Here is a 25,743-nt window from a genome sequence, read left to right as displayed (position 1 = left end):
GCATCAGAACTTGATAAAGGTCGCGTCGCCGTCGCGTTCGATCTGCCGCACCAGCTCGATCTCCCAGGACAGATATTCGTTCATCGCCTCTTCGATGCCCTGCTCCCGGTCATAGGGGCGGAGATAGACATCGTCCGGCTCGCAGGCCAGACGCGTCATGCCCTTCTCCGTCGGCAGCCCGTCGGCGCGCCACCTGTCGGTGCCGCCGGCCAGCACCGTGACGCGCGCATCCGTCAGCGCCGCCAGATCGTAGGCCGCCAGCTTGGCCAGCCGTCCATCCTCGGACGTCACAACGTAATGCGCGGATTCCGGCATTCTCTTCAGCGCCTCGGCCAACCGGGCACGGATCGCGAACCAGGCGCCCGGCACATGGCCGTGATCGCGGTAATAGAGGCTGCGCGCCACATCGACGACAACCGCCGAGTCGGCCTCGATCAGCATCTGCAGCGATTCGGGCGAGACGCTCTTCATCGGCTCGCGGTCGAATCCGAGTGCCGGCGCGACGAAATGACCCGTCTCCAGAGTCTCGGAAACCAGCGCATTTTCATAGACATAGACCTCCTTCCAGCCCATCTGGATGAGCCAGGAAGCGGTCATGGTAGCGCGGACGCCGTGATCGTCGATCAGCACGATGCGGGCATTACGGGTCGCCACATAAGCGTCGGTCGCCTGCACCAGCTGGCCGCCCGGCGCCGGCAGTGAACCAGGCACACGGCTGACCTCGAACTCGGTCGGATCGCGCACATCAAGCAGATAGAGCGAGTGCTCTTCCGCCTCGGCGCGGAAACGGTCCACGCCGGCGCGGTCGATCTTCTTCACGCCGAACCGTTGCGCAACATCGGCAGCGTGCTTGCGGGCCGTCTCCAGCCCGGCATCGCTGAGTTCGCCATAACGGCGCATCTGGCCATGCTCCAGCGTGTAGCCGGCCAGGTGCCAGCCCATCGTGCCGTTGCGCAACGCCACCACCTTGTTCGGGACGCCGGCATTGATCAGTGACTGCGCCCCGATGATGGAGCGGGTACGCCCGGCGCAGTTGACCACCACCGTCGTATCGGGATCGGGCACAATATCGTGAACCCGGAAGGCCAGCTCCGCCCCCGGCACATTGATGCCGCCGGGGATGTTCATCGTGGCATATTCATCCATCGGCCGGCTGTCGAGAATCACCAGCTTCTCGCCGGAAGCCACCATGGCGTTCAACTCGTCGGCGGAAACCGAGGGCGTACCATATTCATGTTCGACGAACTCGCCGAACGCCTTGGACGGCACATAGACGCCGCTGAACAGCTCCAGACCGGCATGCGCCCAGCCATCGACGCCGCCCTCCAGCACGGCAACGTCGCGATAGCCCCAGCGTGCCAGCTTCTCCGCCGCCTGCTCAGACAGCCCGTTGCCGCCATCGCAGAGCGCGATGCGCGCACCCTTACGCGGCACCAGCCGGGGCAGGTCAAGCTCCAGCCGGCTCAGCGGTGCGTTGGCGGCCCAGAACAGATGCCGCTTGCCATAGCTGCCTTGCTCCCGGACATCGAGAATCGCGAGTTCGCCGCCGTCGCGGATCCAGCCCTTCAGATCGGCTGCCGAAATGCGCCTTGCCATGCCCGCCTCACCGCACGATCGGGAGAGAGGGAAAGCGCTGGCAGGTGCCTTTCTCCATGTCGAAATAAACCCGGTCATGAAGCTGCTCCAGCCCCTTGCCGTACATATGGAGATGCAGGATCGGCTGCTCGGTCAGCACATGGATCGAATGGATATCCTCCGGCATGAACCCCAGCGATTCACCGACCCCGACGGTGACTTCGCGCGCGACCTCGACGCGGCCGCGGCCGGGATCGCTACCATCGTCAATGCGGCGGTAGATCTTGTTGTGCTCCGCCCCCTCAATGCCGGCGATGACCGCCCAGGTCGTATGATTGTGCGGCGAGCTCGCCTTGCCGGGCAGGCCGGAATTCAGATAGAGCGCAAAGCGGTTGTCATCATCCTCCGACAGCCGGATGAACACGTCGTCGCGCAGATCGGCAGCCGGGAAATCGCTGCGTGGAAACAGCTCCTTCTGCCGCGCCAGAGCCGCAAGTTCAACCCTCATGGCTTCCAAAGAAGCGCGGCTAACCCCTTGTTCTTTCTCGATGGTGCGAATCCGGGCAACGGTTTCCGCGACAGCCTCGGCGCGCCGCGCTGCGGTGCTGCTCATTCTTGTCCTCCCTCAAAGGCTTGTTAGCCAAGCCTATGACGGCGCCGGACAAGGGGCAAGCCGGCAGCATGCAGCCCGGCCATGCCAGAAGGTTCGGCCTTTCCAGGGAGGGTCAGCTGGCCTCTTCCAGCGCGGCCTCGGCTTCCAGCCAGGCCGACTCGGTCTCGGATATCTTCTTTTCCAGTTCGCCCTGCGCGCGCAGCAGTTCCGCCAGCTTTTCCTTCGGACCGTCATAGATCGACGGCTTGGTCAGCGCGGCGGCGATTCGCTGATGCTCGGCGTTGAGCCGCTGCAGTTGCTGTTCCGCGGCTTGGGCACGCTTGCGCAAGGGGGCCAGGTTCTTGCGGTGCGTGGCGGCGGCACGGCGCGCCTCGCGCCGTTCTTCGGCGGTCATGTCCGCCTTCGGGTCGCTTTCCGCCGCCTCTTCGCGCGCTTCGCGGGCACGCCCCAGGATCAGCTTGCGATAATCGTCCATATCGCCGTCGAACGGCGTGACGCAACCATCGGCGACCAGCAGCAGCCGGTCGGCGGTCAGTTCCAGAAGGTGCGGATCATGGCTGATGATGATCACCGCGCCGGCAAACTCGTTCAGCGCCTGGATCAGCGCGTCACGGGCCTCGACGTCCAGATGGTTGGTCGGTTCGTCGAGAATCAGCAGGTTCGGCGATTCCACCGCCATCATCGCCAGCGTCAGGCGTGCACGCTCGCCGCCGGACAGCGCCGAGACCGACACATCGGCCTTGTTCTTGGAAAAGCCGAAGCTGCCGAGAAACTGACGCACCTTTTCCGGGCGGGCGTCCGGCATCAGATCCTTCAGGTGATCGTAGGGCGTCCTGCCGGCATCCAGATCCTCGATCTGGTGCTGGGCGAAGAAGCCGACACGCAGTTTCGCCGACCGGTGCTGGTCGCCCTGCATCGGCTGGAGACGGCCGGCAATCAGCTTGGCCAGCGTCGATTTGCCGTTGCCGTTCGCGCCCAGCAGGCCGATCCGGTCGTCCGGGTCGAGACGGATGCCGATCTGCCGCAGGATCGGCTTGCCCGGTTCGTAGCCGACCGACACATGGTCGAAGGAAATCAGCGGCGGTGCCAGCTCGTCCGCTTCGGGAAAGCGGAACACGACCGAAGCATCGTCGGTCGGCAGCACGATGCTGCCCAGCTTCTCGATGGCCTTGATGCGGCTCTGCGCCTGCCGGGCCTTGCTGGCCTTGTAGCGAAACCGGTCAACGAAGGCCTGCATATGCTTGCGCTGGCTATCGATCTTCCGCTTCTGGGCATCCAGCTGCGCCAGCTTTTCCGCGCGCTGGCGGACGAAATTATCGTAGTTCCCGCGGTAATAGGTCAGCTTCGCATGCTCGAGATGCAGGATGCCATCGACCGCGCGATTCAGCAGGTCGCGGTCATGGCTGACCAGCAGGATCGTGTGCGGATAATGCTTCAGATAGCCTTCCAGCCAGAGTGTGGCTTCCAGATCCAGATGGTTGGTCGGCTCGTCCAGCAGCAGCAGGTCAGGCCGGGTGAACAGCGTGGCCGCGAGGGCGACACGCATCCGCCAGCCGCCGGAAAAATCGTCCAGCGGCGTATTCTGTGCCTCAGCATCGAAGCCGAGGCCCGCCAGGATGGCCGCCGCCCGCGCTTCGGCGGTATGCGCGCTGATATCGGCCAGGCGCATCTGGATTTCCGCGATCCGCGTTGGGTCGCTGGCGGTCAGCTCTTCCCGGCGCAGCGCCGTCAGTTCGGTATCAGCGGCCATCACCGCCTGCAGCGGGGTCGTGCTGCCGCCCGGCGCTTCCTGCGACACCTTGCCGATGCGCGGCTTGCCGGCAAAGCCGATTGACCCGCCATCGATCTGCAGATCGTTGGTGATGAGTTTCAGCAATGTCGATTTGCCGGTGCCGTTACGGCCGACCATGCCGACCTTGTGGCCAGTCGGTACGGCGACAGTAGCCTCGTCGAACAGGACGCGGCCGGCGATACGGAAGGTGAGGTTCTGAATTTGCAGCATGGTGCCTGCGAGATAGCACGCCGCCACTGCCCGGTGAAAGCCTTACCTGTCCTCCGCGCATATGATTGACAGGATGTGTGCCAGACGGCACCGTGCCGGCCCATTTTCGATCCCAGCAGGAGCCAGTCCCTTGTCCGCCGTAACGATTCGTATCGCCCGCCCCGAGGATGCCCGGACCGTGCTGGAGCTGACCCGGGCCCTGGCCCGCTTCATCAAGGCGGAGGACTGGTTTCTCGCCACCCTGGCCGATGTGGAGCGCGACTGCTTCGGCCCGGCGCCGCGCTACGAAGCCTGGCTGGCCGAGGTGAAGGGGGCGCCCGCCGGCCTTGCCACCCTGTTTCCCACCTACTCCACCTTCAAGGCCAAGCCCTGCCTGTTCGTGGACAGCCTCTATGTTGACGAGACGGCGCGTGGCTATGGCGTCGGCAAGGTGCTGATGCGCCATATCTGCCAGCTTGCGATAGAGCGTGACTGCGTGCGCGTCGATCTGAACGTGCTGAACTGGAACCCGGCGCGCAGCTTCTATACCGGCCTCGGCATGCAGGAGACCGGGGAGCTTGGCATGTCAATCACCGGCGCCGCGCTGCGGAGCCTGGCCGGACCGGATCAGCCCGCCGCCTAGAGAACTCACACGGTCGGCGGAATCAGCTCCTCGAAGATCACGGCCCGGCCGCGCCCATCCCTTTTTGCCTCATAGAGCGCTGTATCCGCATTGGGAATGAAATGGTCCAGCGGCCGCGCCGGGTCGGTCAGGCAGGCGCCGATGCTGACCGCGATGGGGATTGTCGTGCCCTCGCCGATGCCGACTGCTTTGCTGGTGATCGCCGCGAGTATCTTGTCGGCCACGATGCGCAGGCTCTTGCTGTCGCAATCGGCAGCCAGCAGCACGAACTCATCGCCGCCCCAGCGGCCGCAGACATCGTAGTTCCGGGCAACCTTCGACAACCGTCGGCCGACCTCGATCAGCACTATATCGCCGGCCTTGTGGCCATGGCTGTCATTGACCTTCTTCAGATCGTCAAGATCGATGATGAGAAGGCCCGGCCTTTCGCCGGACCGGGCGGCGCGGTTGCGTTCGCGCTCCACTGCCTCCAGGAAACCGCGCCGGTTATAGAGTTCCGTCAGGCTGTCGTGATTGGCCAGCTTCTCCAGCCGGGCAGTGCGCTCCTTCACCAGCGCTTCCAGCAGATGCGTATGATCGCCCACCGCCTTGGCCATGTGGGTCAGCGCGCGCGACAGCCGGCTGATCTCGTCGCCGCCGCGTTCGTCCGCACCAGGCTTGTAGTCGCCGGCCTCGACCTGGTGCAGCGCCTTTTCCAGCCCGGAAAGCCGGTCCAGCACGCTGCGCTTGAACAGCAGGGTCACCAGAGCCGCCGCCAGCACCAGCATCGCCCCCAGCAAGGCGGCGATCGGCATGAACAGGTCGCGTTCGATGATGCGATCCACATCCATCAGGCTGACATTGTACCAGCCCAGCTGTTCCAGATAGCCGATGCCGGCCAGATAGCGCTTGCCGCCGATGGTCACGAACCGCGAGGCGACCGACTTTCCGCCACGCGACACCTCCTCCATCATGCGCGCCAGCGCATCGCCATCCTGCTGCCGGTCGAGCAGCGCGAAGAGCGTGTTCTTCGATTTCAGATCCTTGGTCAGGCTGTGAAAATCGATCATGTTCGGATCGCGGTGCGCCTGAATGGCGCCGCTGTGATCGATGAACATGCTGTCCACGCCGATCTGCGGGATGTTCACCACCTCGCGGATGAAATCGGTCAGGTCGATGCCGGTACCGATGATGCCCAGCACCTGCCCGTCCTCGACAACCTTGCAGTTCACCCAGACCTTGGTGACCCGGATATTGTCGTCATGATCGACGTTGAGCTGGCAGCCCCGGCTCTCCTGGATGGTCTTGAAGTACCAGCCATCGCGCGGATTGTCCTGGGTCAGCCGGTAGCGCAGCTGGTTGCCGGCGAACTCATTGGCCTTGTTGTTGAAATAGTAATTTCCGGACTCGTGGATAACGAAGAAATAGCTGCCGTCCCGGAAGGCCTGGCGGTAATGCTCCAGTTCGGCGATGCCGCGCGCGCGTTTCTCCGGGTCGTCCTCATCCCTGGCCCAGTCATGGATCGTCGGCGCGCGCGCCAGGGTTTCAGCCAGCGAGGCCTCGCGGAACAGCGTCTCCAGCCCGCGATACCGGTCATAGAGCACCTGCTTTTCCGCGAACAGCGTCCCCAGCCGGATGATCGCCCGATCGACCATCGAGTTGAAGGCCAGATAGGCGCAGGCGCCGACCGCCGCGAACACGATCACGGTCAGAAGGAAGACGCGAACCCGGAGACTGCTCTTGAAGGAACGGGAAAGAATGGCCAACGGCATGAGGCGGGAATGCCAGCAAAGATGAAAGGGTAACGGAGAGTACCCGTTCACCCGCCCAAGATGTAAGCGCTTATTCCCGCTTTGGCGGAACAAAATAGCCCCGCACAGGGTTGTTCTCGCCATAGGGGCCTGCCGCGCGCGGTTGTGAGTGGCCGGCTACCGCAGGATCAACCGATCAGGCAAGCGAAAGGAAAAAAGAATGAACACGAGCAGGATCGTCGGAATTGTCGCCCTCGCCATTGGCGTGGTGCTGCTGATTTTCGCGCAGCAGGCGACACAAGCGCCGGTCGAAGAACTCTCCAACACGCTGACCGGCCGCTATACGGACGAAACCATGTGGTATCTGGTGGCCGGCGTCGCTGCCGCCGTGGGTGGCGTTGCGCTGCTGATCTTCGGCCGGCGCTGAGGCTCACGGCCTGATGGAATGGCGACCCCGGCAGGGCTCGAACCTGCAACATCCGGCTTAGAAGGCCGGTGCTCTATCCAGTTGAGCTACGGGGCCAGCTGAGCTACGGGGCCATATCCGGATACTGAAGCTTGCGGGCCTGCGGCGCCTCAGTGCGTCCAGGCCTGCATGCGGTTGGTGGCGAAATTGTCGGCATAGGCCTTCGGCTTGATGGTCCGCACCTTCGGCTCCTCGACGACGAACTGGAGGCCCTCCTTCTGGGCGTAGGCGATGGCCTCCTCCTTCGTCGCGAAGCGCAGCCGCACCTGGTTCATCGTGTCCCCCGAAGAGACCCAGCCCATCAGCGGCTCCGGCCGGCGCGGCGTCACCGGCGCATAATCCAGGACCCAGCGGTGCGTGCCCGCGCGGCCCGACTGCATGGCGGTCTTGCTCGGCTGATAGATGCGCGCCAACATCGTCTTTCCCCTCACTCGCGAATAGCCCGGCCTTAAACTGGTCGGGGTGGACGGATTCGAACCGCCGACATCCTGCTCCCAAAGCAGGCGCGCTACCAGGCTGCGCTACACCCCGAATGCCCGGAAACTAGGGATTTAAGGCAGGCGGCGCAAGCAGGATATTGCGCATCTTCCCTCCCGGCAATCGGGGCGGTAGGTTTGTCGCAGCGAACGATTCTCAAGGAACAGACCATGTCCCGCACCACAACCGGAATGACCGAGGATTTGCGCGCCTATCTGATTGGGTCCAGCGTGCGCGAGTCCGCCCTGCTGGCCCGGCTGCGCGAGGAAACCGCCAGCCTGCCGGCCGGCGGCATGCAGATCTCCCCGGAACAGGGCCAGCTGATGCGCCTGCTGGTCGAGCTGACCGGCGCGAAGCGCTGCCTGGAGGTTGGCACCTTCACCGGCTACAGCGCGCTGTGCGTGGCCATGGCGCTGCCCGCCGACGGTACGCTGATCTGCTGCGACGTCAATGCGGAATGGACCGGGATCGGCCGGCGCTACTGGCAGGAGGCCGGCCTCGACCACAAGATCGACCTGCGCATTGCCCCGGCGACCGAGACGCTGGAGGCGCTGATCGCCGACGGCCAGGCCGGCAGCTTCGACTTCGCCTTCATCGATGCCGACAAGGGCAATTACGAACGCTATTACGAGGCGGCCCTGACCCTGCTGCGGCCCGGCGGGCTGATCGGCGTGGACAATGTGCTGTGGGGCGGCTCCGTCATCAATTCGGCGAAGCAGGATGAGGACACGCTCGCCATCCGGGCGCTGAACGCGAAGATCGCCAAGGACGAGCGCGTCACCCCGGCGATGATCCCCATCGGCGACGGGCTGACGCTGGCCCGGAAGCGGTAAGGCAAGCGGTAGGTTTACTGAAACGCCGGATGCACCAGCCGGTCGCCGACGCGGATGCCGAGGCGCTCCGTGGTGCCGGCGTTCAGTTCCAGCACGGCGCTGGCGAGGCCCGGCGACTCGATGGTCTGGGTCGAGAACGGCACGGTGCGTTCCTCGATGCCGGTGATCCGCCCCTTCGTGTCGATGAAGAGCATGTCCAGCGGGATCAGCGTGTTCTTCATCCACATGGCGACACTCTGCGGCCGGTCATAGAGGAACAGCATGCCGGCATCGGGTGCCATCCGCTGGCGATACATCAGCCCCTGCGCCTGCTGCGCCGGTGTCACCGCCAGTTCGATATCGAACCGGTGCTGCTGGCCCTGCGCCGTTTCGATGATCAGGCCGCTGCGCTCGAAGCTTGCAGCCCCCTGCGCGGTGGCATTGCCGGTCCAGAAGGCCAGCAGCAGCGCCAGAGCCGGCACCAGAGAGAATAATTTCCGCATTCCCAAACCTTAATCCTCCAGAATTGCCCTGGCCGCCGCCCGGATTTCCGGCCGCACCGGACCGGGGCGCGGATCGTCCGCCAGCGTGGTGAACCAGTGTTCCGGCGGAGTGCGCCCCCGGCTGTGGTTCCAGACAATCTCCCGCAGCAGCGATTGCGCCGGCATTGGCAGCGGATCGTCAAGAGCCTGTCCGTTCAGGGGGTGGCCGTTCAGCACGCCCCAGATGCCGGCCCAGCAGCGCACCACCGCCCAGGGATTATAGCCGCCGCCGCCGAGCACCAGGGCGCGCGGCGCCATCCGGTGCAGCGTCTCCACGGCGCCCCAGATCGCCCGGTTGGACAGCGACAGCCGGCTTTGCGGATCATCCTCCAGCCCGTCGCAGCCGCATTGCAGCACAATGGCCTGCGGCCGGAAGCGCTGCGCCGTCGGCAGCAGCGCCTCGCCCACCAGATAAGCCAGTTCATCGTCGTTGAAGCCTTCGGGCACCGGGATGTTGCGCGCCATGCCACCAGCCCGGTCATCCAGAGCGCCGGTGCGCGGCCAGCGACCCTGCTCGTGGATCGAGATCGTCAGCACCCTCTCCTCGTCATGGAAGGCGTCCTGCACCCCGTCGCCGTGATGGGCGTCGAGATCGATGTAGAGAATGCGCTCAAGCCCTTGATCCAGAAAGGTAAGGATCGCCAGGACCGCATCGTTGAAATAGCAGAATCCGCTGGCCCGGTCGGGCCGGCCGTGATGCGTACCGCCCGCCGGATTATGCACCACCCCGCCCTCCTTCAGCAGCCCGGCGGCCAGGATGGAGGCAGCGCAGGAGGTGGCGGGCCGGCGGAAAATCTCGGCGAAGACCGGGTTGCCGTTGCGCCCGATATTGTAGCGCTCCTGATCCTCCGGCGGGACGGTCCGTGTTTCCTCCGCCCGGATGATCGCATCGACATAATCGGGCGCGTGGAAGCGGACGAGCTGTTCGCGCGTCGCCGGTTCGACGGCACGGTAACGTCCCGCATCGAACCAGCCCAGCGCCCGGATCATATCCAGCACCGCCGCGACGCGCGGGATCGACAGCGGATGCTTCCGGCCATAGATCGAGTGCCGGTAGATGTCGCTGCCCAGAAGGATCGGCTTTTCAAGCATGAGCTTCAGGTACGTCGCCGACCGCATGCGGTCAATCGTGGCATGCGCAGATCGCCCCTTGCATGACGGAATGCCTGTGCCATAGTTCGCGCCGACCTCGGGGGAGCCATAAGGCTGAGAGGTCGCCTCCCACGCGGGGATGCGACGACCCCAAGAACCTGATCCCGTTAGCACGGGCGTAGGGAAGAGGACATGCACGGCACACTCTTTTTCCGATATATGCGCGCCCTGGGCTGGATGCTGTTCCGCCCCGCCGTGACGCTGGCCGGCCTGCTGCTGGCCTGGCAGGCGCTGGTGTCGCTGACCGGCATCGAATCCTTCCTGCTGCCCGGCCCGGCCGATGTCTATGACGCCCTGATACAGCGCGGCAACATCATCCTGCCCCATGCTGGCGTAACCCTGACGGAAATCGTCGTCGGGCTGCTGCTGGGCGTGTCGCTGGGCGTCTCCACGGCGCTGGTTATGGCACTGTCCGGCGAGGTCCGGCGCTGGCTGATGCCGGTGCTGGTGGTCAGCCAGGCGATCCCGGTCTTCGCGCTGGCGCCGATTCTGGTGCTGTGGCTGGGCTATGGCCTGGCCTCCAAGGTGGCGATGGCGGCCCTCATCATCTTTTTCCCGGTAACCGCCGCCTTCCATGATGGCTTGCGCCGCACCGACCGGGCCTGGATCGACAGCGCCCGCACGCTGGGCTGCCATGGCTGGCGGCTGATCTGGCGGGTGCGCGTGCCGGCCGCCCTGCCCGGCCTTGCCGCCGGGTTGCGCATCGCCGCCGCCGTCGCCCCGATCGGCGCGGTCGTCGGCGAATGGGTGGGGTCCAGCGCCGGCCTCGGTTACCTGATGCTGCACGCCAATGCCCGGCTGCAGATCGACCTGATGTTCGCCGCGCTGCTGGTGCTGGCGGCGATGGCCATCACCCTCTATTTCACGATCGACCTGGCCAGCCGGCGCATCCTGCACTGGCAGCCGGAGACCGATCATTCGGACCTCAGATAACCCTCGATAGGATATAAGGAATGATCCGCAAGCTTTTGCGTTCGCTCGCTTTTGCAGCTATCGTCGCGCTACCGATGCAGGCCCATGCCGCCGACAAGCTGACGGTGCTGCTCGACTGGTTCATAAACCCCGACCATGCGCCGCTGTTCGTGGCACTCGACCAGGGTTATTTTGCCGATGAAAATCTGGAGATTGAGCTGATCGCACCAGCCGACCCGAACGACCCGCCGAAGCTGGTCGCGGCGAAGCGCGCGGAGATTGCCATCTCCTACCAGCCGCAGCTGCATCTGCAGGCCGACCAGGGCCTGCCGCTGGTGCGCATCGGCACGCTGGTGGCCACGCCGCTCTCCACGATCCTCACCCTGGCCGACGGTCCGGTCAAAACCGTTGCCGACCTGAAGGGCAAGACCGTCGGTTTCTCGGTCAGCGGCACGGAGGAAGCCGTTCTCGGCGCGGTGCTGCGCTCGGTCGGGCTGACGCTGGACGACATTACGCTGGTGAACGTGAACTTCTCGCTCTCGCCCTCGCTGGCTTCCGGCAAGGTCGATGCGGTGGTCGGCGCCTACCGGAATTTCGAACTGACCCAGATGGACCTCATCGGCAAGAAGGGCCGTCCCTTCTTCATCGAGGAACATGGCGTACCGCCCTTCGACCAGCTGATCTATGTCGCGCACAGGGACAGCATTAGCGATCCGCGCCTGCGCCGGTTCCTGACCGCCGTCGAGAAGGGCACGCAGTATCTCATCAACCATCCGCAGGAAACCTGGGACACATTCCGTGCCAAGCGGCCGGAACTGGATGACGAGCTGAACCGCCGCGCCTGGTTCGACACACTGGCCCGCTTCGCCCATCGGCCGGCGGCGATGGACAATGCGCGCTATGACCGGTTTGCCCGGTTCCTGTTCGACGCCAAGCTGATCAGGGAGATCAAGCCGGTCTCCAGCTACGCGGTGGAACTGCCTTACTAATATACCGCCGCACACCGGATAGGGGCCGGGGCGTGCTTGCCCCCCTCCGGACGCTCGACTAAGGTTGCGGGCGAAACGCCGTCCCTGGCGCACTGCGCCGGGGGTGGCACAGCCGAAGCCGATAGCGAGAGAGAGCGACATGGAGCTCACGGGCGAACAACGTATTCCCGCACCGCGCCAGAAGGTCTGGGAGGCACTGAACAATCCGGACATCCTGGGCCAGGCGATTCCCGGCTGCCAGTCCATCGAAAAGCATGGCGATGACAAGTTCAGCGCCAAGGTGAAGGCCAAGGTCGGCCCGGTCAGTGCCACCTTTGGTGGCGAGGTCACGCTGTCCGAGCTGAACCCGCCCGAAAGCTATACCATCAGCGGCGAGGGCAAGGGCGGCGCCGCCGGCTTCGCCAAAGGCGGCGCCAAGGTGCGGCTGGAAGAGGATGGCCCCAACGCAACCATCCTGCATTACACGGTCACCGCCAATGTCGGCGGCAAGCTGGCGCAGATCGGTTCCCGCCTGATCGATTCGACGGCGAAGAAACTGTCCGGCGAGTTTTTCGAGAAATTCTCCGAGGTTGTCGCCGGTCCCGCCCCCATCGAGGCTCCGGCTGCTGCTGTTGCAACCCCGGCCGAGACGGCTGCACCGGCTGCTCCGACGCCGCAAGCCACAGCCCAGACAACTGCACCGGCACCGCACCACGCGCCAACCGCAGCAGAAGCGCCGGCACCCGTGCCGTCCTACGAGCATGGCGTGCCGCCGATGATCCTGGTGTCGCTCGCCGCCGCCATCGTCGCCCTCGTCGCCTTCTTCGCGGGCTGAGGTCACTTCTCCCCCGCAACATCGCCTTGTCATGCAACCGCTGCTTGACCTTGGTTGTGCCGCGCGGGAGAGTAATATTAATCATGAAGTTCAAGGGCGGCTTGCGGCGACCGCAAGACCGCCACACATCGAAATACCGAACACTGGGAGGTTCGTATGGCCATTTCCGTCTCCATGAAAGTGAACGGCAAGCCGGTATCTGGAGAGGTTGAGGCGCGCACCCTGCTGGTGCAGTTCCTGCGCGAAAACCTGCAGCTCACCGGCACGCATGTCGGGTGCGACACCAGCCAGTGCGGCGCCTGCGTCGTTCATATCGACGGCGAATCGGTGAAAAGCTGCACCGCCCTGGCAGTCCAGGCGAACGGTGCGGAGATCACCACCATCGAAGGGCTGGCGAAGGACGGCACGCTGCACCCGATGCAGGAAGCCTTCCGCGAGCATCACGGCCTGCAGTGCGGCTTCTGCACGCCGGGCATGGTGATGAGCGCCATCGACCTGGTGAAGCACGATCCGAAGCCGGACGAGCACACCATCCGCGAGTGGCTGGAAGGCAATATCTGCCGCTGCACCGGCTACCACAACATCGTGAAGGCCATCAAAGCCGGCGCCGAGAAGATGGGCGCCGCCTGACGAATCCAATAAAGCAAGGAAGTCAAGAACCGGCAAAAACGCCGGCGGACAGTTCCCGGAAAACCGGGCAGTTCCTGCGCCACCCGCCCTATTCCGGTGCGGGCAGCCAAAAGGGAGGAAGAACATGTCTGCTAATGGCATCGGTGCCTCGGTCCGCCGCAAGGAGGACCAGCGTTTCCTGACCGGTCGGGGCAATTACACCGACGACATCAACCGCCCCGGCCAGACCCACGCCTATATTCTGCGTTCGCCCTACGCGCATGCCAAAATCCGCAAGATCGACACCTCACGGGCGGAAGCCGCCCCCGGCGTCGTCGCGGTGTTCACCGGCAAGGACATGGCGGCCGACAATGTCGGCGGCCTGCCCTGCGGCTGGCAGATCCATTCGCGCGACGGCGAGCCGATGAAGGAACCCGGCCATCCGCCGCTGGTGGTGGATCGGGTACGCCATGTCGGCGACCAGGTCGCCGTGGTGATCGCCGAAAGCCGGTCCCAGGCCAAGGACGCCGCCGAGCTGATCGAGGTCGATTACGAACCGCTGAGCGCCATCGCCAACCCGAAGAAGGCGCTGGACCCCAATGCGCCCCAGGTCTGGGACGAGGCGCCGGGCAATCTCTGCTACGACTGGATCATCGGCGACGAGGCCGAGGTGGATGCCGCCCTCAAGGCCGCGCACCATGTCACGAAGATCGAGCTGGTGAACAACCGGCTGGTGCCGAACGCGATGGAGCCGCGCGCGGCGGTCGGCGAATATGACCGCTCGACTGGCGATTACACGCTCTATACCACCAGCCAGAACCCGCATGTCATCCGGCTGCTGATGGGCGCCTTCGTTCTGCAGATACCGGAGCACCGGCTGCGCGTCGTGGCGCCGGATGTCGGCGGCGGCTTCGGCTCGAAGATCTACCATTATGCCGAGGAGGCCATCGTCACCTGGGCATCCGCCAAGGTGCACCGGCCGATCAAATGGACCGCCGAGCGCTCGGAGAGCTTCATGACCGATGCGCATGGCCGCGACCATGCGACGACCGCGCATCTGGCGATGGACAAGGATGGCAAGTTCCTGGCCCTGAAGGTCGAGACCATCGCCAATATGGGTGCCTATCTCTCCACCTTCGCGCCCTGCGTGCCAACCTATCTCTACGCCACGCTGCTGGCCGGCGTGTACACCACGCCGAAGATCTTCGCCAATGTGAAGGCGGCCTTCACCCACACCGTGCCGGTGGACGCCTATCGTGGCGCCGGGCGACCGGAGGCGACCTATCTGCTGGAGCGCATCGTCAGCCAGGCGGCGCGCGAGATGGGGCTGGACCAGGCGGAGCTGCGCCGGCGCAACTTCATCAAGCGCGAGGAATTCCCCTACCAGACCCCGGTCGCGCTCGTGTACGACTCCGGCGACCCCGGCGGCTGCCTGGATAAGGCACTGAAACTGGCCGACTATGCCGGCTTCGAAGCGCGCCGCAAGGAAGCCGCGTCGCGCGGCAAATATCGCGGCATCGGCTTTTCCACCTATGTCGAGGCCTGCGGCATCGCCCCCTCTGCCGTTGTCGGGTCGCTGGGCGCACGCGCCGGCCTCTACGAATGCGGGCAGGTGCGCGTGCATCCGACCGGCAGCGTGACGGTGTTCACCGGCACGCACAGCCATGGCCAGGGGCATGAGACGACCTTCGCACAGCTGGTCGCCGAGAAGCTGGGCATTCCCATCGAGAATGTCGATGTGGTGCATGGCGACACGGCGAAAATTCCGTTCGGCATGGGCACCTATGGCTCGCGCTCGCTGGCAGTCGGCGGCGTGGCCATCGACAAGGCGCTCGACAAGGTGATCACCAAGGCCCGGAAGATTGCGGCCCATCTGCTGGAGGCGGCGGAGGCCGACATCGTCTTCGAGGATGGCGAGTTCAAGGTGGCCGGCACCGACCGCAAGAAAGCGTTCGGCGAAATCTCGCTGGCTGCCTATGTGCCGCACAACTACCCGATCACCGAGCTGGAGCCGGGGCTGGAGGAGACCGCCTTCTTCGACCCGCTGAACTTCTCCTATCCCGGCGGGGCGCATCTGTGCGAGGTCGAGATCGATCCCGATACCGGTGTTACCGAGGTGGTGAAATTCACCGCCGTGGACGATTTCGGCCGGGTCATCAACCCGATGATCGTCGAGGGCCAGGTGCATGGCGGACTCGCCCAGGGCATCGGCCAGGCGCTGCTGGAGAAGTGCGTCTATGACGAGCAGGGCCAGTTGCTGACCGGCTCCTACATGGACTACACCATGCCGCGCGCCGATAATCTGCCCAACTTCACACTCGACACCCATAATGTGCCGGCCCCCGATAACCCGCTGGGGGTGAAGGGGTGTGGCGAGGTTGGCGCCATCGGCTCTCCGCCTGCCGTTATCAATGCGGTGATCGACGCGCTCACCCCGCTCGGCATCACCGATATCTCCATGCCCGCCACGCCCGACAAGGTGTGGCAGGCGATCCAATCCGCCCGCCCACCGTTGGCCGCCGAGTAAGCCTGCATTAGACGAGGACGTCATCATGTACAATTTCGACTATACCCGCCCCTCCTCGCTCGACGAGGCGCTGAAGGCGCTCTCCACCGGCGATGAGGTGAAGCTGATGGCCGGCGGGCAGACCCTGATCCCGACGCTGAAGCAGCGCCTGGCGCAGCCCGGCAAACTGATCGACCTGTCCGGCATCGCCGAGCTGAAGGGCATCAAGATCGAGGGCAATGCGGTGGTCATCGGTGCGATGACGCCGCATGCCGCCGTCGCCGACTCGGCCGATGTGAAGGCGAAGATCCCGGCGCTGGCCAGCCTGGCGCACGGTATCGGCGACCCGCAGGTGCGCAACCGCGGCACGCTGGGCGGCTCGATCTCCAACAATGACCCGGCGGCCGACTATCCGGCGGCGCTGATGGCGCTGGGCGCCACGGTGCACACCAGCAAGCGGCAGCTCGCAGCCGAGGATTTCTTCGACGGCATGTTCACGACCGTGCTGGAAGAAGACGAGATCGTCACGAAGGTCTCCTTCCCGATCCCGGAGAAGGCGGCCTATGCGAAATTCGCCCAGCCCGCCAGCCGCTATGCGCTGGTTGGCGTGTTCGTCGCCAGGACTGGCGATGGCGTTCGGGTGGCGGTGACCGGTGCCGGTGAAGGCGGCGTATTCCGGGTCAGCGAATTCGAGACGGCCCTGTCCGCCAATTTCTCGGCGTCGGCGCTGGATGGCATCAAGCTTTCCGCCGACGGGCTGAATGGCGACATCCATGGCAGCCCGGAATACCGCGCCCACCTGATCGGCGTGATGGCGAAACGCGCGGTACAAGCCGCCAGCTGATCCCGGACTAACAGTTTGATGGTAAAACGCCCTCCCTTGCGGAGGGCGTTTTTCTTTTTATCATAGTTAGTTAGCACAAGAGATTCGCCTTTTGTCGAATCCCCGGCCGCCATCATGCTTGACCTCATTCCTGCCATAAATAAGAATGACTATCACTTGCATTAATAAATGGACGGGACAGGGATATGACAGGCGTGGAACCGGAACAGACCGCAGCCGCCGCGACAGCTACCGCCCCGACCGGGCCCAATGCGCGCGAACGGTCCCTGGCGCCGGTCGATATCCGCGATTGCCAGCGCGACCGTCTCGATCTTCCCTTCGCGGAACAATTCGCCCTTTGGGCGATGCGGCTCTGGGTCGATGGCCGGCGTGGACAGCCGGTGGACCATGCGCTGGAAGGGGCGTTCCGCCGGCTGCACCAGCCCCAGGCGCTGCGCCGGCTGGAACTGTTCATGCTGTCGCTGGCGCATGGCGCGATCCGGCCGATCCGCTTATGGCCAGCCTGCAGCCGGCCGGTCAGCGACGACGAGGCCCGGCTGCTCGATCTGCTGCGCTACAGTCAGGCGGGCGAGCAGTTCGCCCCTGCCCTGCTCTGCCGGTCTTTTCTGCGCCCTGCCGCCGCCGCTGTGACGGCACGGCTGGGCCACGATCTCGCAGCAGAGCTTGCCGAGGCCGGCCTGCATTTCCCGCTCAGCCGGCAAGCCTGCCATGTATAGCGGCTGTGACAATCACCGGAACAACCCGCCGGACGGCGAAGATTCCTTCGCCGCGCTCGATAATGGCCGGAAACTGACCCTCTGGGGCATTCGCGTCTGGGTTGCCGCCCTGCGCCAGGGCTGGCCACCCGCACAAACCCGCGAGATCCTGATGGAAGGGTTTGCGCTTGCCTATGCGCTGGACGCCATCGACCCGCTGGAAGGCATGATGAGCATCCTGGCCGGTGGCTCCTGCCGGCAGATCGCGGTGAACTGCCCGCGCTGTCCCGAGGTCACAGAGGATGAGACATGCCTGCTTGATCTCGTCTCACTGTGCCAGCAGCGCCGCCGCGACAGGCGCCAGGCCGACCGGGAAGATTCCTTTGGCCGCCTGGCCGGCAGCATCCTGAAACCGGCCGCCATCCGCCTGTTCGAGCTTCCTGCCCTGCTGCTGGCCGACTGCCTGCTGCGCGCCGGCATTCACCTGCCACCGAAGGGCGCTGACATCATAGGGATGGCGCGCGCCGGGTCAGGACGGGCGGACGCGGGCAACATCCTGCCCTTCATCCACCCGGCCTCGCCCAACCTGCATTGAAGAAGTGTCAGCTGGCCATCACGCGGAAAGCGGTGAGCCAGCCATAGGTCATGACCACCATCAGCAATGCGAAGCTGCCGAAAACGGCAACACTGCTGAGCACCCGGTCCATCGCATTCAGAGTCTGTTCCGACATGACACTCTCCCTCACCAGATAGGTTCTGGCGGGAAGAGTGCCGCATGTTCCGTTCTTTCGTCAAGAACAAAACATGAACATTTATAGTCGGCTGTTTTATATAGATTATTTCAGCTCAAAGAACGGCGCCGCCTTCAGGATCTTGTTCTCCTGCCGCGCGACATAGCCGGCTTCGGCACTCTTGGCGAGATAGGCCTGCCAGGCCGGATCGGCCTGCAGCGCGCCCCGCTTCGCCTCACGGTCGGCCAACGACTCGTACTTCCACATATGGATGACCTGGTTCAGCGGCCCGATGTCGGTGACGGTGAAATAGCCATAGGGCTGGTCCAGATGCTTCAGCTGAACCGGAAAGCCTTCGGTGCCGTAAAGCTGCAGGAATTTCGGCAGGCAACCCGGCTTGATGTCGTAGGTGCGGTGATCGATGATCATCCTTTGGTCTTTCCTGAATTGGTAAAGGGATAAGACATCTCGGCACGCCACGGCGCGCCGGTCAAGCCGGCTCCACGCTGCTGGCCTGCTGGCGCAGCACGAATTTCTGAATCTTGCCGGTCGAGGTCTTCGGCAGCGGCCCGAACACCACGGTGCGCGGCACCTTGAAGCGCGCCAGCTTCTGCCGGCACCAGTCGATCACCTCTGCCTCGCTCAGCGCCGGGGCACCGGGCTTCAGCGTGACAAAGGCGCAGGGGCTTTCGCCCCATTTCTCGTCCGGCCGGGCCACCACCGCGGCCTCCATGATCGAGGGGTGGCGGAACAGCGCCTCCTCCACCTCCAGCGAGGATATGTTCTCGCCGCCGGAGATGATGATGTCCTTGGCGCGGTCCTTCACCTCCATATAGCCGTCGGGGTGCAGCACGGCGAGATCGCCACTGTGGTACCAGCCGCCGGCAAAGGCCTCGTCCGTGGCCTTCCGGTTCTTCAGGTAGCCCATCATCACCGTATTGCCGCGGAACAGCACCTCGCCGATGGTCTGACCGTCGGCCGGCACATCCTGCAGCGTTTCCGGATCGACGACGCGCATGCCCTCCAGCGTCGGATAATGCACGCCCTGCCGCGCCATCTTGCCCGACCGCTTCTCCAGTTCCAGATCGGCCCACTCCTCCTGCCAGGCGCAGACCGTGGACGGGCCATAGGTCTCGGTCAGCCCATAGAGGTGGGTGACGCGGAAGCCCATCGCCTCCATCTTCTCGATCACCGCCGAGGGCGGTGCAGCGCCGCCCGTCGCCACCTCCACCACATGATCGAAGGCGAGCTTCTGCTCCTCGGGCGCATGGATCATCATGTTCAGCACGATAGGCGCGCCGCACATATGGCTGACGGTATGGTCGCGGATCGCCGGGAAGATCAGCGCCGGATCGACACGCCGCAGGCAGACATGGGTGCCGCCCACCGCCGTCACCGCCCAGGTGTAGGTCCAGCCGTTGCAATGGAACATCGGCAGGGTCCAGAGATAGCGGGTCTGGGGCCCGAGCCCGAAGGCCAGCACCTGCCCGATGGCGTTCAGATAGGCGCCGCGATGGGAATAGACCACGCCCTTGGGATTGCCGGTGGTGCCGGAGGTATAGTTCAGCGCGATCGGATGCCATTCGTCGGCAGGCGGCGCGCAGGCGTGCCCCGTATCCCCTTCCGCCAGGAAATCCTCATAGTCGATACCGCCCAAAGGGCTTCCCGCCCCGCCCGCTTCCAGATCGTCGATCTCGACCAGCAGGATGTCCCGCCCAAGCTTTTCCAGCGCCGGTCTCACCATATCGGCGAATTCCCGGTCAGCGATCAGCGCCTTTGATTCGCCGTGCTGCAGGATGAAGGCGATGGTATCGGCATCGAGCCGGGTGTTGATCGCGTTCAGCACCGCCCCCAGCATCGGGATACCGTAATGCGCCTCCAACAGGGGCGGCGTATTTGGCGCCAGGATGGAGACCGTATCGCCCGCCCCGATGCCGCGCGCCGCCAGCGCCGCCGCCAGCCGGCCGCAACGCGCCCGCAAATCGCGGTAACTGTACCGCCGGCTCCCATGGATGACGGCAATCTTGTCAGGATAGACAAGCGCCGAGCGTTCCAGAAACGACAGCGGACTCAAGGCGACATGATTGGCCGCCCCTCTGTCCAGATCGCGCGCATAGGCGCCCGGCAATGCAGCGTTGGACACGGTTCCTCCCGTTCTTGTGATTAGGCCCCCCGATTGACGGGTTGCCGTTTGTTGTGCCTCATGCTCGAATCCCTGCTGACGCCCGTCAAGCGGCATGCCGGCTACGCGGCAAGATGAGCAGCAAAATGGGCGGGAAAGGAACTGTCATGCGCCTCGATATTTTCTCCGACGTGATCTGCCCCTGGTGTTATATCGGCAAGCGCCGACTGGAGCGCGCGCTGAAGCTGCGGCCGATGCCTGCCCTCGAAATCCGCTGGCGCGCCTTCCAGCTGAACCCCGGCATGCCGAAGGAAGGCATGGACCGCCAGGCCTATGTCGAAGCCAAGTTCGGCAGCGAGATGCGCGCCCGGCAGATCTACGACACCATCCGCCGGGTCGGCAGCAGCGAGAACATTCCGTTCGATTTCGAGCAGATCAAGCGCACCCCCAACACGGTGGATGCGCACCGGATGATCCGCTTTGCCTATGACAAAAAACTGCAGGAACCGGTGACAGAGGCGCTGTTCCAGGCCTATTTCCTGGAAGGCCGCGATATCGGCGACCGGCAAGTGCTGGCGGAGATCGGCACGACGCAAGGCCTGCCCGCCGCCGAGCTGGAGACTTTCCTCGACGGGATCGAGCATAAGGCCGAGGTCGAGGCCGAATGCACGACCGCCAACCGGATCGGGATCAATGGCGTGCCCTGCTTCGTGCTGAACGGCAAATATGGCCTGTCCGGCGCGCAGGAACCCGAGGCGCTGTTTCCGATGTTCGATCTCGCCTTGCAGGAAGAAGGCAGCCCCGCCGCCTGAGGGCGGCTTATGTATCCCGCCGCCTGAGGGCGGCCCGGAAAGGACCGCCGGCCATGCGCTACATACTGCGTTATCCGGTTCCGCATCGCCGTTCGCTCGACTATGCTGAAACCTGGCTGTCGGCGCACAGCAAAGGCAAGTGGAGCATCCGCTTCGGCGGATTCATGATGGCGCGCGACCATGGCGGCGGGCGGGTTCAGGCGCTGTCCCTCACCGTGCTGTTCGAGCAGGAGAAGGACCGTCGCCGCTTCGCGCTGGATTATCTCGGCACCCTGTTGCCGGACAGTGCCGATGACAGCCTGACCCTAGAGAAACTGGGCCTAACCGAAGCCGATTCGCCCGCAAAGCCATCACTGCCTGCAGAGCCGCCGGCCATCGACGTGCCGGTCCGGGCCTCAACCCCCTTGCGCCGGCAAGAGCCGGTAATCATCGCGCCGGGAAATAAAAAGATTATCGATCTGAAGGCGTAACGCCAGCCTGTTCAACTGACAGATTCAACCCGGTCCGCCGGCGTCGGGAACAGCAGGTCACGCAGGGCGCGCCAGCTTTCGCCGTCCGGCGCCATGATCAGGCGCCCCTGATGGATCGTCGCATTGTAGGGGGTATCGTCCGCGAAGGCGCCGACGCCGCCGGCCTCCTTATGGATCAGCCAGCCAGCCGCATGGTCCCAGGGCATAATCCGGCGATAGACGGAAAAATGCGTCCGCCCCTCCGCCAGCTGCAGATATTCCTGGCCGGCGCAGCCCAGTGAAAAGAACCGGCGCAGTTCCTGGGCGCGGGCCCGCAGCACCGGCCGCTCCCCGGTGGGGACGAATTTCAGGCTGAGCGTCCCCAGCATCTCCGACAGCGCCACAGGATTCGACACCCGCATCCGCTTGTCGTCCAGATACGCCCCCTCGCCCGCCTCGGCCACCGCCATGCGATCGCGGATCGGATCGTAAATCCAGCCGGCCAGCACCTCGCCGCCCTGCACCAGCGCCACGATGACGGCGAACATCTCCGATCCGTCGGCGAAATTGGCGGTGCCATCCACCGGGTCGATGATCCAGACCGGGCTGTCCCCGTGCAGAAGGTCGAGCACAGCCGCGTTGGCGGAGGCCGCCTCCTCGCCCACCACCTCGGAACCGGGGAGCAGACGCTTCAGCGCCGGCGTCAGATGTTTTTCGGACTCCAGATCGGCGATGGTGACCAGATCGCCTGGTCCCTTCTCATGTGTGTCGCCTTCGCCAAGTGCGCGGAAGCGCGGCAGGATTTTTAGCTCTGCTGTCTCGCGCAGCAGGGCCGAAACGCGGTCAGGATCGAGATTCATGCCGAAGTCCGAGAAGTATCAGGAAAGGGTCAGGCCGGCCTGACGGCGCTCGAAACGCGCCCGGTCGGCCGGATCGAGGCCGACCAGCAGATGCGAATGTTCTTCATCATCCTCGCGCTCCAGCACCTCGCCATGCTGATACAGCCAGGCCAGCGTGGCGCCGTCCGTCAGATCGACATCGACGCGCAACAGTTCCCGCCGGGCGTTCAGCCGCTGGTCGAGCACGGTGAGCAGATCATCCACGCCAGAGCCTTCCAGGGCGGATACGGCGACCTTGTCCGGATCGCGGGCGGCGAGATTGAGCACCTGCCCGCGCTCCTCTTCCGGCAGCAGATCGACCTTGTTCAACACCTCAAGCATCGGCGTCGCGATCTGGTCCGGCGCGATGCCGAGATCGGCCAGCACTGCCTCGACATCGGCGCGCTGCGCCGCGCTGTCGGGGTGGGCGACATCACGGACATGCAGGATGATATCGGCCTCCAGAACCTCCTCCAGCGTGGCGCGGAAGGCCGCGACAAGCTGCGTCGGCAGGTCGGAGATGAACCCCACCGTGTCCGACAGGATGATCTGCCGGCCGGATGGCAGGGAGAGCCGCCGCATGGTCGGGTCCAGCGTCGCGAACAGCAAATCCTTGGCGAAAACGGCGGACCGCGTCAGCCGGTTGAACAGGGTGGACTTGCCGGCGTTGGTGTAGCCGACCAGCGCGACGATGGGGTACGGCACCTTGCGCCGCGCGCTGCGATGCAGCTCGCGGGTGCGCTTCACCTCTTCCAGCTGGCGCTTCAGCTTCACGATCTTGTCGTCGATGATGCGACGATCCAGCTCGATCTGGCTTTCACCCGGGCCGCCCATGAAGCCGGCGCCGCCGCGCTGCCGCTCCAGATGGGTCCAGGACCGCACCAGACGGCTGCGCTGGTAGGTCAGCGCCGCCAGTTCGACCTGCAGCCTTCCTTCATGAGTGCGCGCGCGGGCACCGAAAATCTCCAGGATCAGCGCGGTGCGGTCGATCACCTTGCATTTCAGGGAGCGTTCCAGATTACGCTGCTGCACCGGCGACAGGGCGGTATCGATCACCGCCACCTCGATTTCCATCGCGTCGATGACATCGGCGAAGCGTTCGACCTGGCCGCTGCCCATCAGCGTTGCCGGCGTCGCACGGGAAACCCGCACGACCTCCGCATGGACGATGTCGAGATCGATGGCGAGCGCAAGACCGCGCGCCTCTTCCAGCCGTGCTTCGGGCGCACGAACAGCCCCGCCGCCGCCCTTGTCAGAGGCGGACAGCAGGTCGAGATGAAGGATCAACGCACGAGTCGAGGATGCGTGCGTCGCAATACCCTCGGGTGCCCCCTGGTGGGGCGTCCCCTTTGACGCGTCACCCATTCCGTTGGCCCGCGCCTGTGGCATTAATCGTCAGTTTCAGTGCCTTCCTTCGCCCCGTCGAACAGCTGGATCGGCTGGGCCGGCATGATCGTCGAAATCGCATGCTTGTAGACAAGCTGCGAATGCGCATCACGGCGCAGCAGAACCGAGAAATTATCGAACCAGGTTACGATCCCCTGCAGCTTCACGCCATTGATCAGGAAGATCGTGACCGGCGTTTTATGCTTGCGGATGTTGTTGAGGAATACGTCCTGAACATTTTGATTCTTATCAGACATTTTTGCTTTCCGTCTGTTAATTTGTTGGAGCCCGGTTGAGGCTCTTGTCGCCCCGGTCTTTTCGCATCTGCGAAATAACTACCGATAAATGAAATTGGGGTGCAACTCAATGGATTCAATGGGGACGCAAGGCCACCGCCGGCAAAGCCGGTCCGTCATCCTTAGGCGCTGTTCCGCAGCCAATCTATCAGCTGCCCGCAATGCGGCGCCAGCCAGGACGGCGGAAAGGCCGTCAGCGCCGGGTCATCGGGCACCGGATCGCGGACCAGGACCGGCATGCAGCGGGCATTGTGCGCGCATTCCATGTCAATCGACGTATCCCCGACGAACCAGACATCGGCGCCTGGCACGATACCGCTGCCTTCCAGCGCCATCGACACCGGTATCGGCGATGGCTTGTCCTCCGGCGCATCCTCCGCACCGATGATCCGCCCGAAATAACGGTCCCAGCCAAGATGCGTCACTTCCAGCCGCAAGACCGGACCGCGCTTGTTGGAGACGATGCCCATATAGATGCCCTGCCCGGCCAGATGCTCCAATAAATCGGCGGCCCCCGGCAGCGGTTTCAGGACTTCCAGATGATTGGCGGCGAAATGGTCGAGAAAGACCGTGCGCGCATCCTCCCAGCGCTCGCCGAACAGCACCGGAAAACTGTCGCGCAGCGAGGCTTTCACGCGGGCGCGCGTCTCCTCGACGCTCCATTCCTGCTGGCCGAAGCTGACCAGCGTGAAATTCAGCGCCGCGCGGATCGCATCCCAGTTATCGACCAGCGTATGATCCCAGTCGAAAAGGACGGCACGCGGGCGCGCCGGAAATTCGTTTACCGCCAAGGCGCTCACGCGCTCTCCTTCAGGCCCGCCATGAATTCGTCGTACCAGTCGCGCAGGCCGAGCGACACCGTGCCGGCGCGGCCATTGCCGATGACCGTGTCATTGATCTGCGTCACCGGCGTAACGAAGCTGGTGGCGCTGGAAATAAAGGCCTCGCGCGCCTGCAGCGCTTCTTCCAGGCTGAACGCCCGCTCGACGAACTTCACGCCATGCTCGTCGGCGATCTTCAGGATGCGCAACCGGGTGATGCCGTTCAGGATATCGTTGGTGGCCGGCCTTGTGACCAACTCGCCATCCTTGGTGATGATCCAGGCATTGGTCGAGGTGCCCTCGGTCACCATGCCGTCCTCATCGACCTGCCAGGCCTCGGTGGCCCCGGCCTCGCGCGCCTGCTGCTTGCCGAGGATATTCGGCAACAGCCCTACCGTCTTGATATCGCAGCGTTCCCAGCGGATATCCTTGATCGAGATGACCTTCACGCCTTCCTCGATCTTCGCCCGGCCCGGCAGCCGCATATGCTTCACCGTCATGACCATGGCCGGCGGCGTGCCCGGCTTCGGAAACGGATGGTCGCGCCGGGCAACACCGCGCGTCACCTGCATATAGACCAGGCCGGTCTTCAGACGGTTGCGGTGGATGATCTCCCGCGTCACCGCCTTCATCGAGGCGCGCGACATCGGCACATCGATGCGCAGCTCACCGAGCGAGCGCCACAGCCGGTCGAGGTGCGGATCTTCGTCCACCAGCCGCCCCTTCACCACGGTGACCACCTCATAGACACCATCGGCGAACTGATAGCCGCGATCCTCGATATGGACGGCGGCCTCGCCATGCGGGACATAGCGGCCATTGACGTAAGCGATACGGGACATGCGCAACCTCGAGAGACGCAACGGGAACGGGAAGGCGTCAACCGCC

General features: G+C 64.5%; 28 protein-coding genes, 2 tRNA genes and 1 riboswitch. Of the genes, 13 read left to right on the top strand and 17 right to left on the bottom strand.

Annotated elements, in window-relative coordinates; genetic code table 11:
• Positions 1-3: 3 nt before the first annotated feature.
• From BKM74_RS14935 to BKM74_RS14925, 3 genes are all read right to left on the bottom strand, one after another.
• On the bottom strand, positions 4-1,596 hold the full coding sequence (locus BKM74_RS14935) for a rhodanese-like domain-containing protein (RefSeq protein ID WP_086466513.1): 1,593 nt from the start codon (positions 1,594-1,596) through the stop codon (positions 4-6).
• Positions 1,597-1,603: 7 nt separating this feature from the next.
• Positions 1,604-2,188, bottom strand: coding sequence for a cysteine dioxygenase family protein (locus BKM74_RS14930; RefSeq protein ID WP_086466512.1), 585 nt, complete (start codon positions 2,186-2,188; stop codon positions 1,604-1,606).
• Between the two features lie 112 nt (positions 2,189-2,300).
• Positions 2,301-4,190, bottom strand: coding sequence for an ABC-F family ATP-binding cassette domain-containing protein (locus BKM74_RS14925; protein ID WP_086466593.1), 1,890 nt, complete (start codon positions 4,188-4,190; stop codon positions 2,301-2,303).
• Positions 4,191-4,320: 130 nt separating this feature from the next.
• Here BKM74_RS14925 and BKM74_RS14920 point away from each other — a divergent pair, with 130 nt between their 5' ends.
• Entirely contained in the window at positions 4,321-4,812 is a 492-nt protein-coding gene (locus tag BKM74_RS14920; protein ID WP_176342554.1) for a GNAT family N-acetyltransferase, read from the top strand.
• A gap of 5 nt (positions 4,813-4,817) precedes the next feature.
• Here BKM74_RS14920 and BKM74_RS14915 read toward each other — a convergent pair whose 3' ends face one another.
• Complete coding sequence (locus BKM74_RS14915; RefSeq protein WP_086466510.1) at positions 4,818-6,563, bottom strand: sensor domain-containing diguanylate cyclase; 1,746 nt, start codon at positions 6,561-6,563, stop codon at positions 4,818-4,820.
• 199 nt (positions 6,564-6,762) lie between these two features.
• Here BKM74_RS14915 and BKM74_RS14910 point away from each other — a divergent pair, with 199 nt between their 5' ends.
• Entirely contained in the window at positions 6,763-6,969 is a 207-nt protein-coding gene (locus tag BKM74_RS14910; RefSeq protein WP_086466509.1) for a DUF3185 family protein, read from the top strand.
• Positions 6,970-6,988: 19 nt separating this feature from the next.
• Here the strand turns inward: BKM74_RS14910 and BKM74_RS14905 are convergent.
• From BKM74_RS14905 to BKM74_RS14895, 3 genes are all read right to left on the bottom strand, one after another.
• Positions 6,989-7,065, bottom strand: a tRNA-Arg gene (locus BKM74_RS14905).
• 53 nt (positions 7,066-7,118) lie between these two features.
• Complete coding sequence (locus BKM74_RS14900) at positions 7,119-7,424, bottom strand: ETC complex I subunit (protein WP_086466508.1); 306 nt, start codon at positions 7,422-7,424, stop codon at positions 7,119-7,121.
• A 38-nt stretch (positions 7,425-7,462) separates the two neighbouring features.
• A tRNA-Pro gene (locus tag BKM74_RS14895) sits at positions 7,463-7,539 on the bottom strand.
• Between the two features lie 116 nt (positions 7,540-7,655).
• On the opposite strand from BKM74_RS14895, the gene BKM74_RS14890 reads away from it, so the two are divergent.
• Complete coding sequence (locus BKM74_RS14890; RefSeq protein WP_086466507.1) at positions 7,656-8,318, top strand: class I SAM-dependent methyltransferase; 663 nt, start codon at positions 7,656-7,658, stop codon at positions 8,316-8,318.
• A gap of 14 nt (positions 8,319-8,332) precedes the next feature.
• Here the strand turns inward: BKM74_RS14890 and BKM74_RS14885 are convergent, their stop codons facing one another.
• Entirely contained in the window at positions 8,333-8,800 is a 468-nt protein-coding gene (locus BKM74_RS14885; protein WP_086466506.1) for a DUF192 domain-containing protein, read from the bottom strand.
• Positions 8,801-8,809: 9 nt separating this feature from the next.
• Positions 8,810-9,958 (bottom strand): acetoin utilization protein AcuC, encoded by a 1,149-nt coding sequence (locus BKM74_RS14880; RefSeq protein WP_245825955.1) that lies wholly within the window; start codon positions 9,956-9,958, stop codon positions 8,810-8,812.
• Positions 9,959-10,020: 62 nt separating this feature from the next.
• A riboswitch (TPP riboswitch) is annotated at positions 10,021-10,134 on the top strand.
• Here BKM74_RS14880 and BKM74_RS14875 point away from each other — a divergent pair.
• The 8 genes from BKM74_RS14875 (at position 10,124) to BKM74_RS14840 (ending at position 17,955) form a co-directional block, all read left to right on the top strand.
• Positions 10,124-10,924 carry an ABC transporter permease gene (locus tag BKM74_RS14875; RefSeq protein ID WP_086466505.1) on the top strand — a complete coding sequence of 267 codons (801 nt, stop codon included), beginning with the start codon at positions 10,124-10,126 and terminating at the stop codon, positions 10,922-10,924. (Overlaps the previous riboswitch by 11 nt.)
• Before the next feature lie 20 nt (positions 10,925-10,944).
• Positions 10,945-11,892 carry an ABC transporter substrate-binding protein gene (locus BKM74_RS14870; RefSeq protein WP_086466504.1) on the top strand — a complete coding sequence of 316 codons (948 nt, stop codon included), beginning with the start codon at positions 10,945-10,947 and terminating at the stop codon, positions 11,890-11,892.
• A gap of 139 nt (positions 11,893-12,031) precedes the next feature.
• Complete coding sequence (locus BKM74_RS14865) at positions 12,032-12,706, top strand: CoxG family protein (RefSeq protein WP_086466503.1); 675 nt, start codon at positions 12,032-12,034, stop codon at positions 12,704-12,706.
• A gap of 156 nt (positions 12,707-12,862) precedes the next feature.
• Positions 12,863-13,336 carry a (2Fe-2S)-binding protein gene (locus BKM74_RS14860; RefSeq protein ID WP_086466502.1) on the top strand — a complete coding sequence of 158 codons (474 nt, stop codon included), beginning with the start codon at positions 12,863-12,865 and terminating at the stop codon, positions 13,334-13,336.
• A gap of 124 nt (positions 13,337-13,460) precedes the next feature.
• Positions 13,461-15,842, top strand: coding sequence for a xanthine dehydrogenase family protein molybdopterin-binding subunit (locus BKM74_RS14855; protein WP_086466501.1), 2,382 nt, complete (start codon positions 13,461-13,463; stop codon positions 15,840-15,842).
• Between the two features lie 25 nt (positions 15,843-15,867).
• Positions 15,868-16,665, top strand: a complete 798-nt coding sequence (locus tag BKM74_RS14850) for an FAD binding domain-containing protein (RefSeq protein WP_086466500.1) — start codon at positions 15,868-15,870, stop codon at positions 16,663-16,665.
• Between the two features lie 185 nt (positions 16,666-16,850).
• The gene (locus BKM74_RS14845) at positions 16,851-17,381 is read left to right on the top strand and encodes a hypothetical protein (protein WP_086466499.1); all 531 of its coding nucleotides are present in this window, start codon (positions 16,851-16,853) and stop codon (positions 17,379-17,381) included.
• A complete protein-coding gene (locus BKM74_RS14840; protein ID WP_086466498.1) occupies positions 17,374-17,955 on the top strand; it encodes a hypothetical protein in 582 nt (193 codons plus the stop codon). The genes BKM74_RS14845 and BKM74_RS14840 overlap by 8 nt, the downstream gene beginning before the upstream one ends.
• Before the next feature lie 7 nt (positions 17,956-17,962).
• Here the strand turns inward: BKM74_RS14840 and BKM74_RS19105 are convergent, their stop codons facing one another.
• The 3 genes from BKM74_RS19105 to BKM74_RS14830 all read right to left on the bottom strand — a co-directional run bounded on the left by BKM74_RS19105 (position 17,963) and on the right by BKM74_RS14830 (position 20,234).
• On the bottom strand, positions 17,963-18,091 hold the full coding sequence (locus BKM74_RS19105; RefSeq protein WP_272943347.1) for a hypothetical protein: 129 nt from the start codon (positions 18,089-18,091) through the stop codon (positions 17,963-17,965).
• A gap of 105 nt (positions 18,092-18,196) precedes the next feature.
• Complete coding sequence (locus tag BKM74_RS14835) at positions 18,197-18,520, bottom strand: NIPSNAP family protein (protein ID WP_086466497.1); 324 nt, start codon at positions 18,518-18,520, stop codon at positions 18,197-18,199.
• A gap of 61 nt (positions 18,521-18,581) precedes the next feature.
• On the bottom strand, positions 18,582-20,234 hold the full coding sequence (locus BKM74_RS14830) for an acyl-CoA synthetase (RefSeq protein WP_086466496.1): 1,653 nt from the start codon (positions 20,232-20,234) through the stop codon (positions 18,582-18,584).
• Positions 20,235-20,380: 146 nt separating this feature from the next.
• On the opposite strand from BKM74_RS14830, the gene BKM74_RS14825 reads away from it, so the two are divergent.
• Positions 20,381-21,025 (top strand): DsbA family oxidoreductase, encoded by a 645-nt coding sequence (locus tag BKM74_RS14825; protein WP_086466495.1) that lies wholly within the window; start codon positions 20,381-20,383, stop codon positions 21,023-21,025.
• 53 nt (positions 21,026-21,078) lie between these two features.
• Positions 21,079-21,495: a hypothetical protein gene (locus tag BKM74_RS14820; protein ID WP_086466494.1), complete on the top strand. Its 417-nt coding sequence runs from the start codon at positions 21,079-21,081 to the stop codon at positions 21,493-21,495.
• Between the two features lie 11 nt (positions 21,496-21,506).
• Here the strand turns inward: BKM74_RS14820 and BKM74_RS14815 are convergent, their stop codons facing one another.
• The 5 genes from BKM74_RS14815 to BKM74_RS14795 form a co-directional block, all read right to left on the bottom strand.
• Positions 21,507-22,334 carry an inositol monophosphatase family protein gene (locus tag BKM74_RS14815; RefSeq protein WP_086466493.1) on the bottom strand — a complete coding sequence of 276 codons (828 nt, stop codon included), beginning with the start codon at positions 22,332-22,334 and terminating at the stop codon, positions 21,507-21,509.
• Positions 22,335-22,352: 18 nt separating this feature from the next.
• A complete protein-coding gene (gene hflX, locus BKM74_RS14810) occupies positions 22,353-23,636 on the bottom strand; it encodes a GTPase HflX (protein ID WP_407668709.1) in 1,284 nt (427 codons plus the stop codon).
• A 104-nt stretch (positions 23,637-23,740) separates the two neighbouring features.
• The gene (gene hfq / locus BKM74_RS14805; protein ID WP_086466492.1) at positions 23,741-23,995 is read right to left on the bottom strand and encodes an RNA chaperone Hfq; all 255 of its coding nucleotides are present in this window, start codon (positions 23,993-23,995) and stop codon (positions 23,741-23,743) included.
• 161 nt (positions 23,996-24,156) lie between these two features.
• Entirely contained in the window at positions 24,157-24,834 is a 678-nt protein-coding gene (locus BKM74_RS14800; RefSeq protein ID WP_086466491.1) for an HAD family hydrolase, read from the bottom strand.
• Positions 24,831-25,697, bottom strand: coding sequence for a D-amino-acid transaminase (locus BKM74_RS14795; RefSeq protein WP_086466490.1), 867 nt, complete (start codon positions 25,695-25,697; stop codon positions 24,831-24,833). The genes BKM74_RS14800 and BKM74_RS14795 overlap by 4 nt, the downstream gene beginning before the upstream one ends.
• Between the last annotated feature and the right edge of the window lie 46 nt (positions 25,698-25,743).

The organism is Oceanibaculum nanhaiense (genome assembly GCF_002148795.1).
Classification (GTDB): Bacteria; Pseudomonadota; Alphaproteobacteria; order Oceanibaculales; family Oceanibaculaceae; genus Oceanibaculum; species Oceanibaculum nanhaiense.
This window is presented reverse-complemented; position numbering and strand designations above follow the sequence as displayed.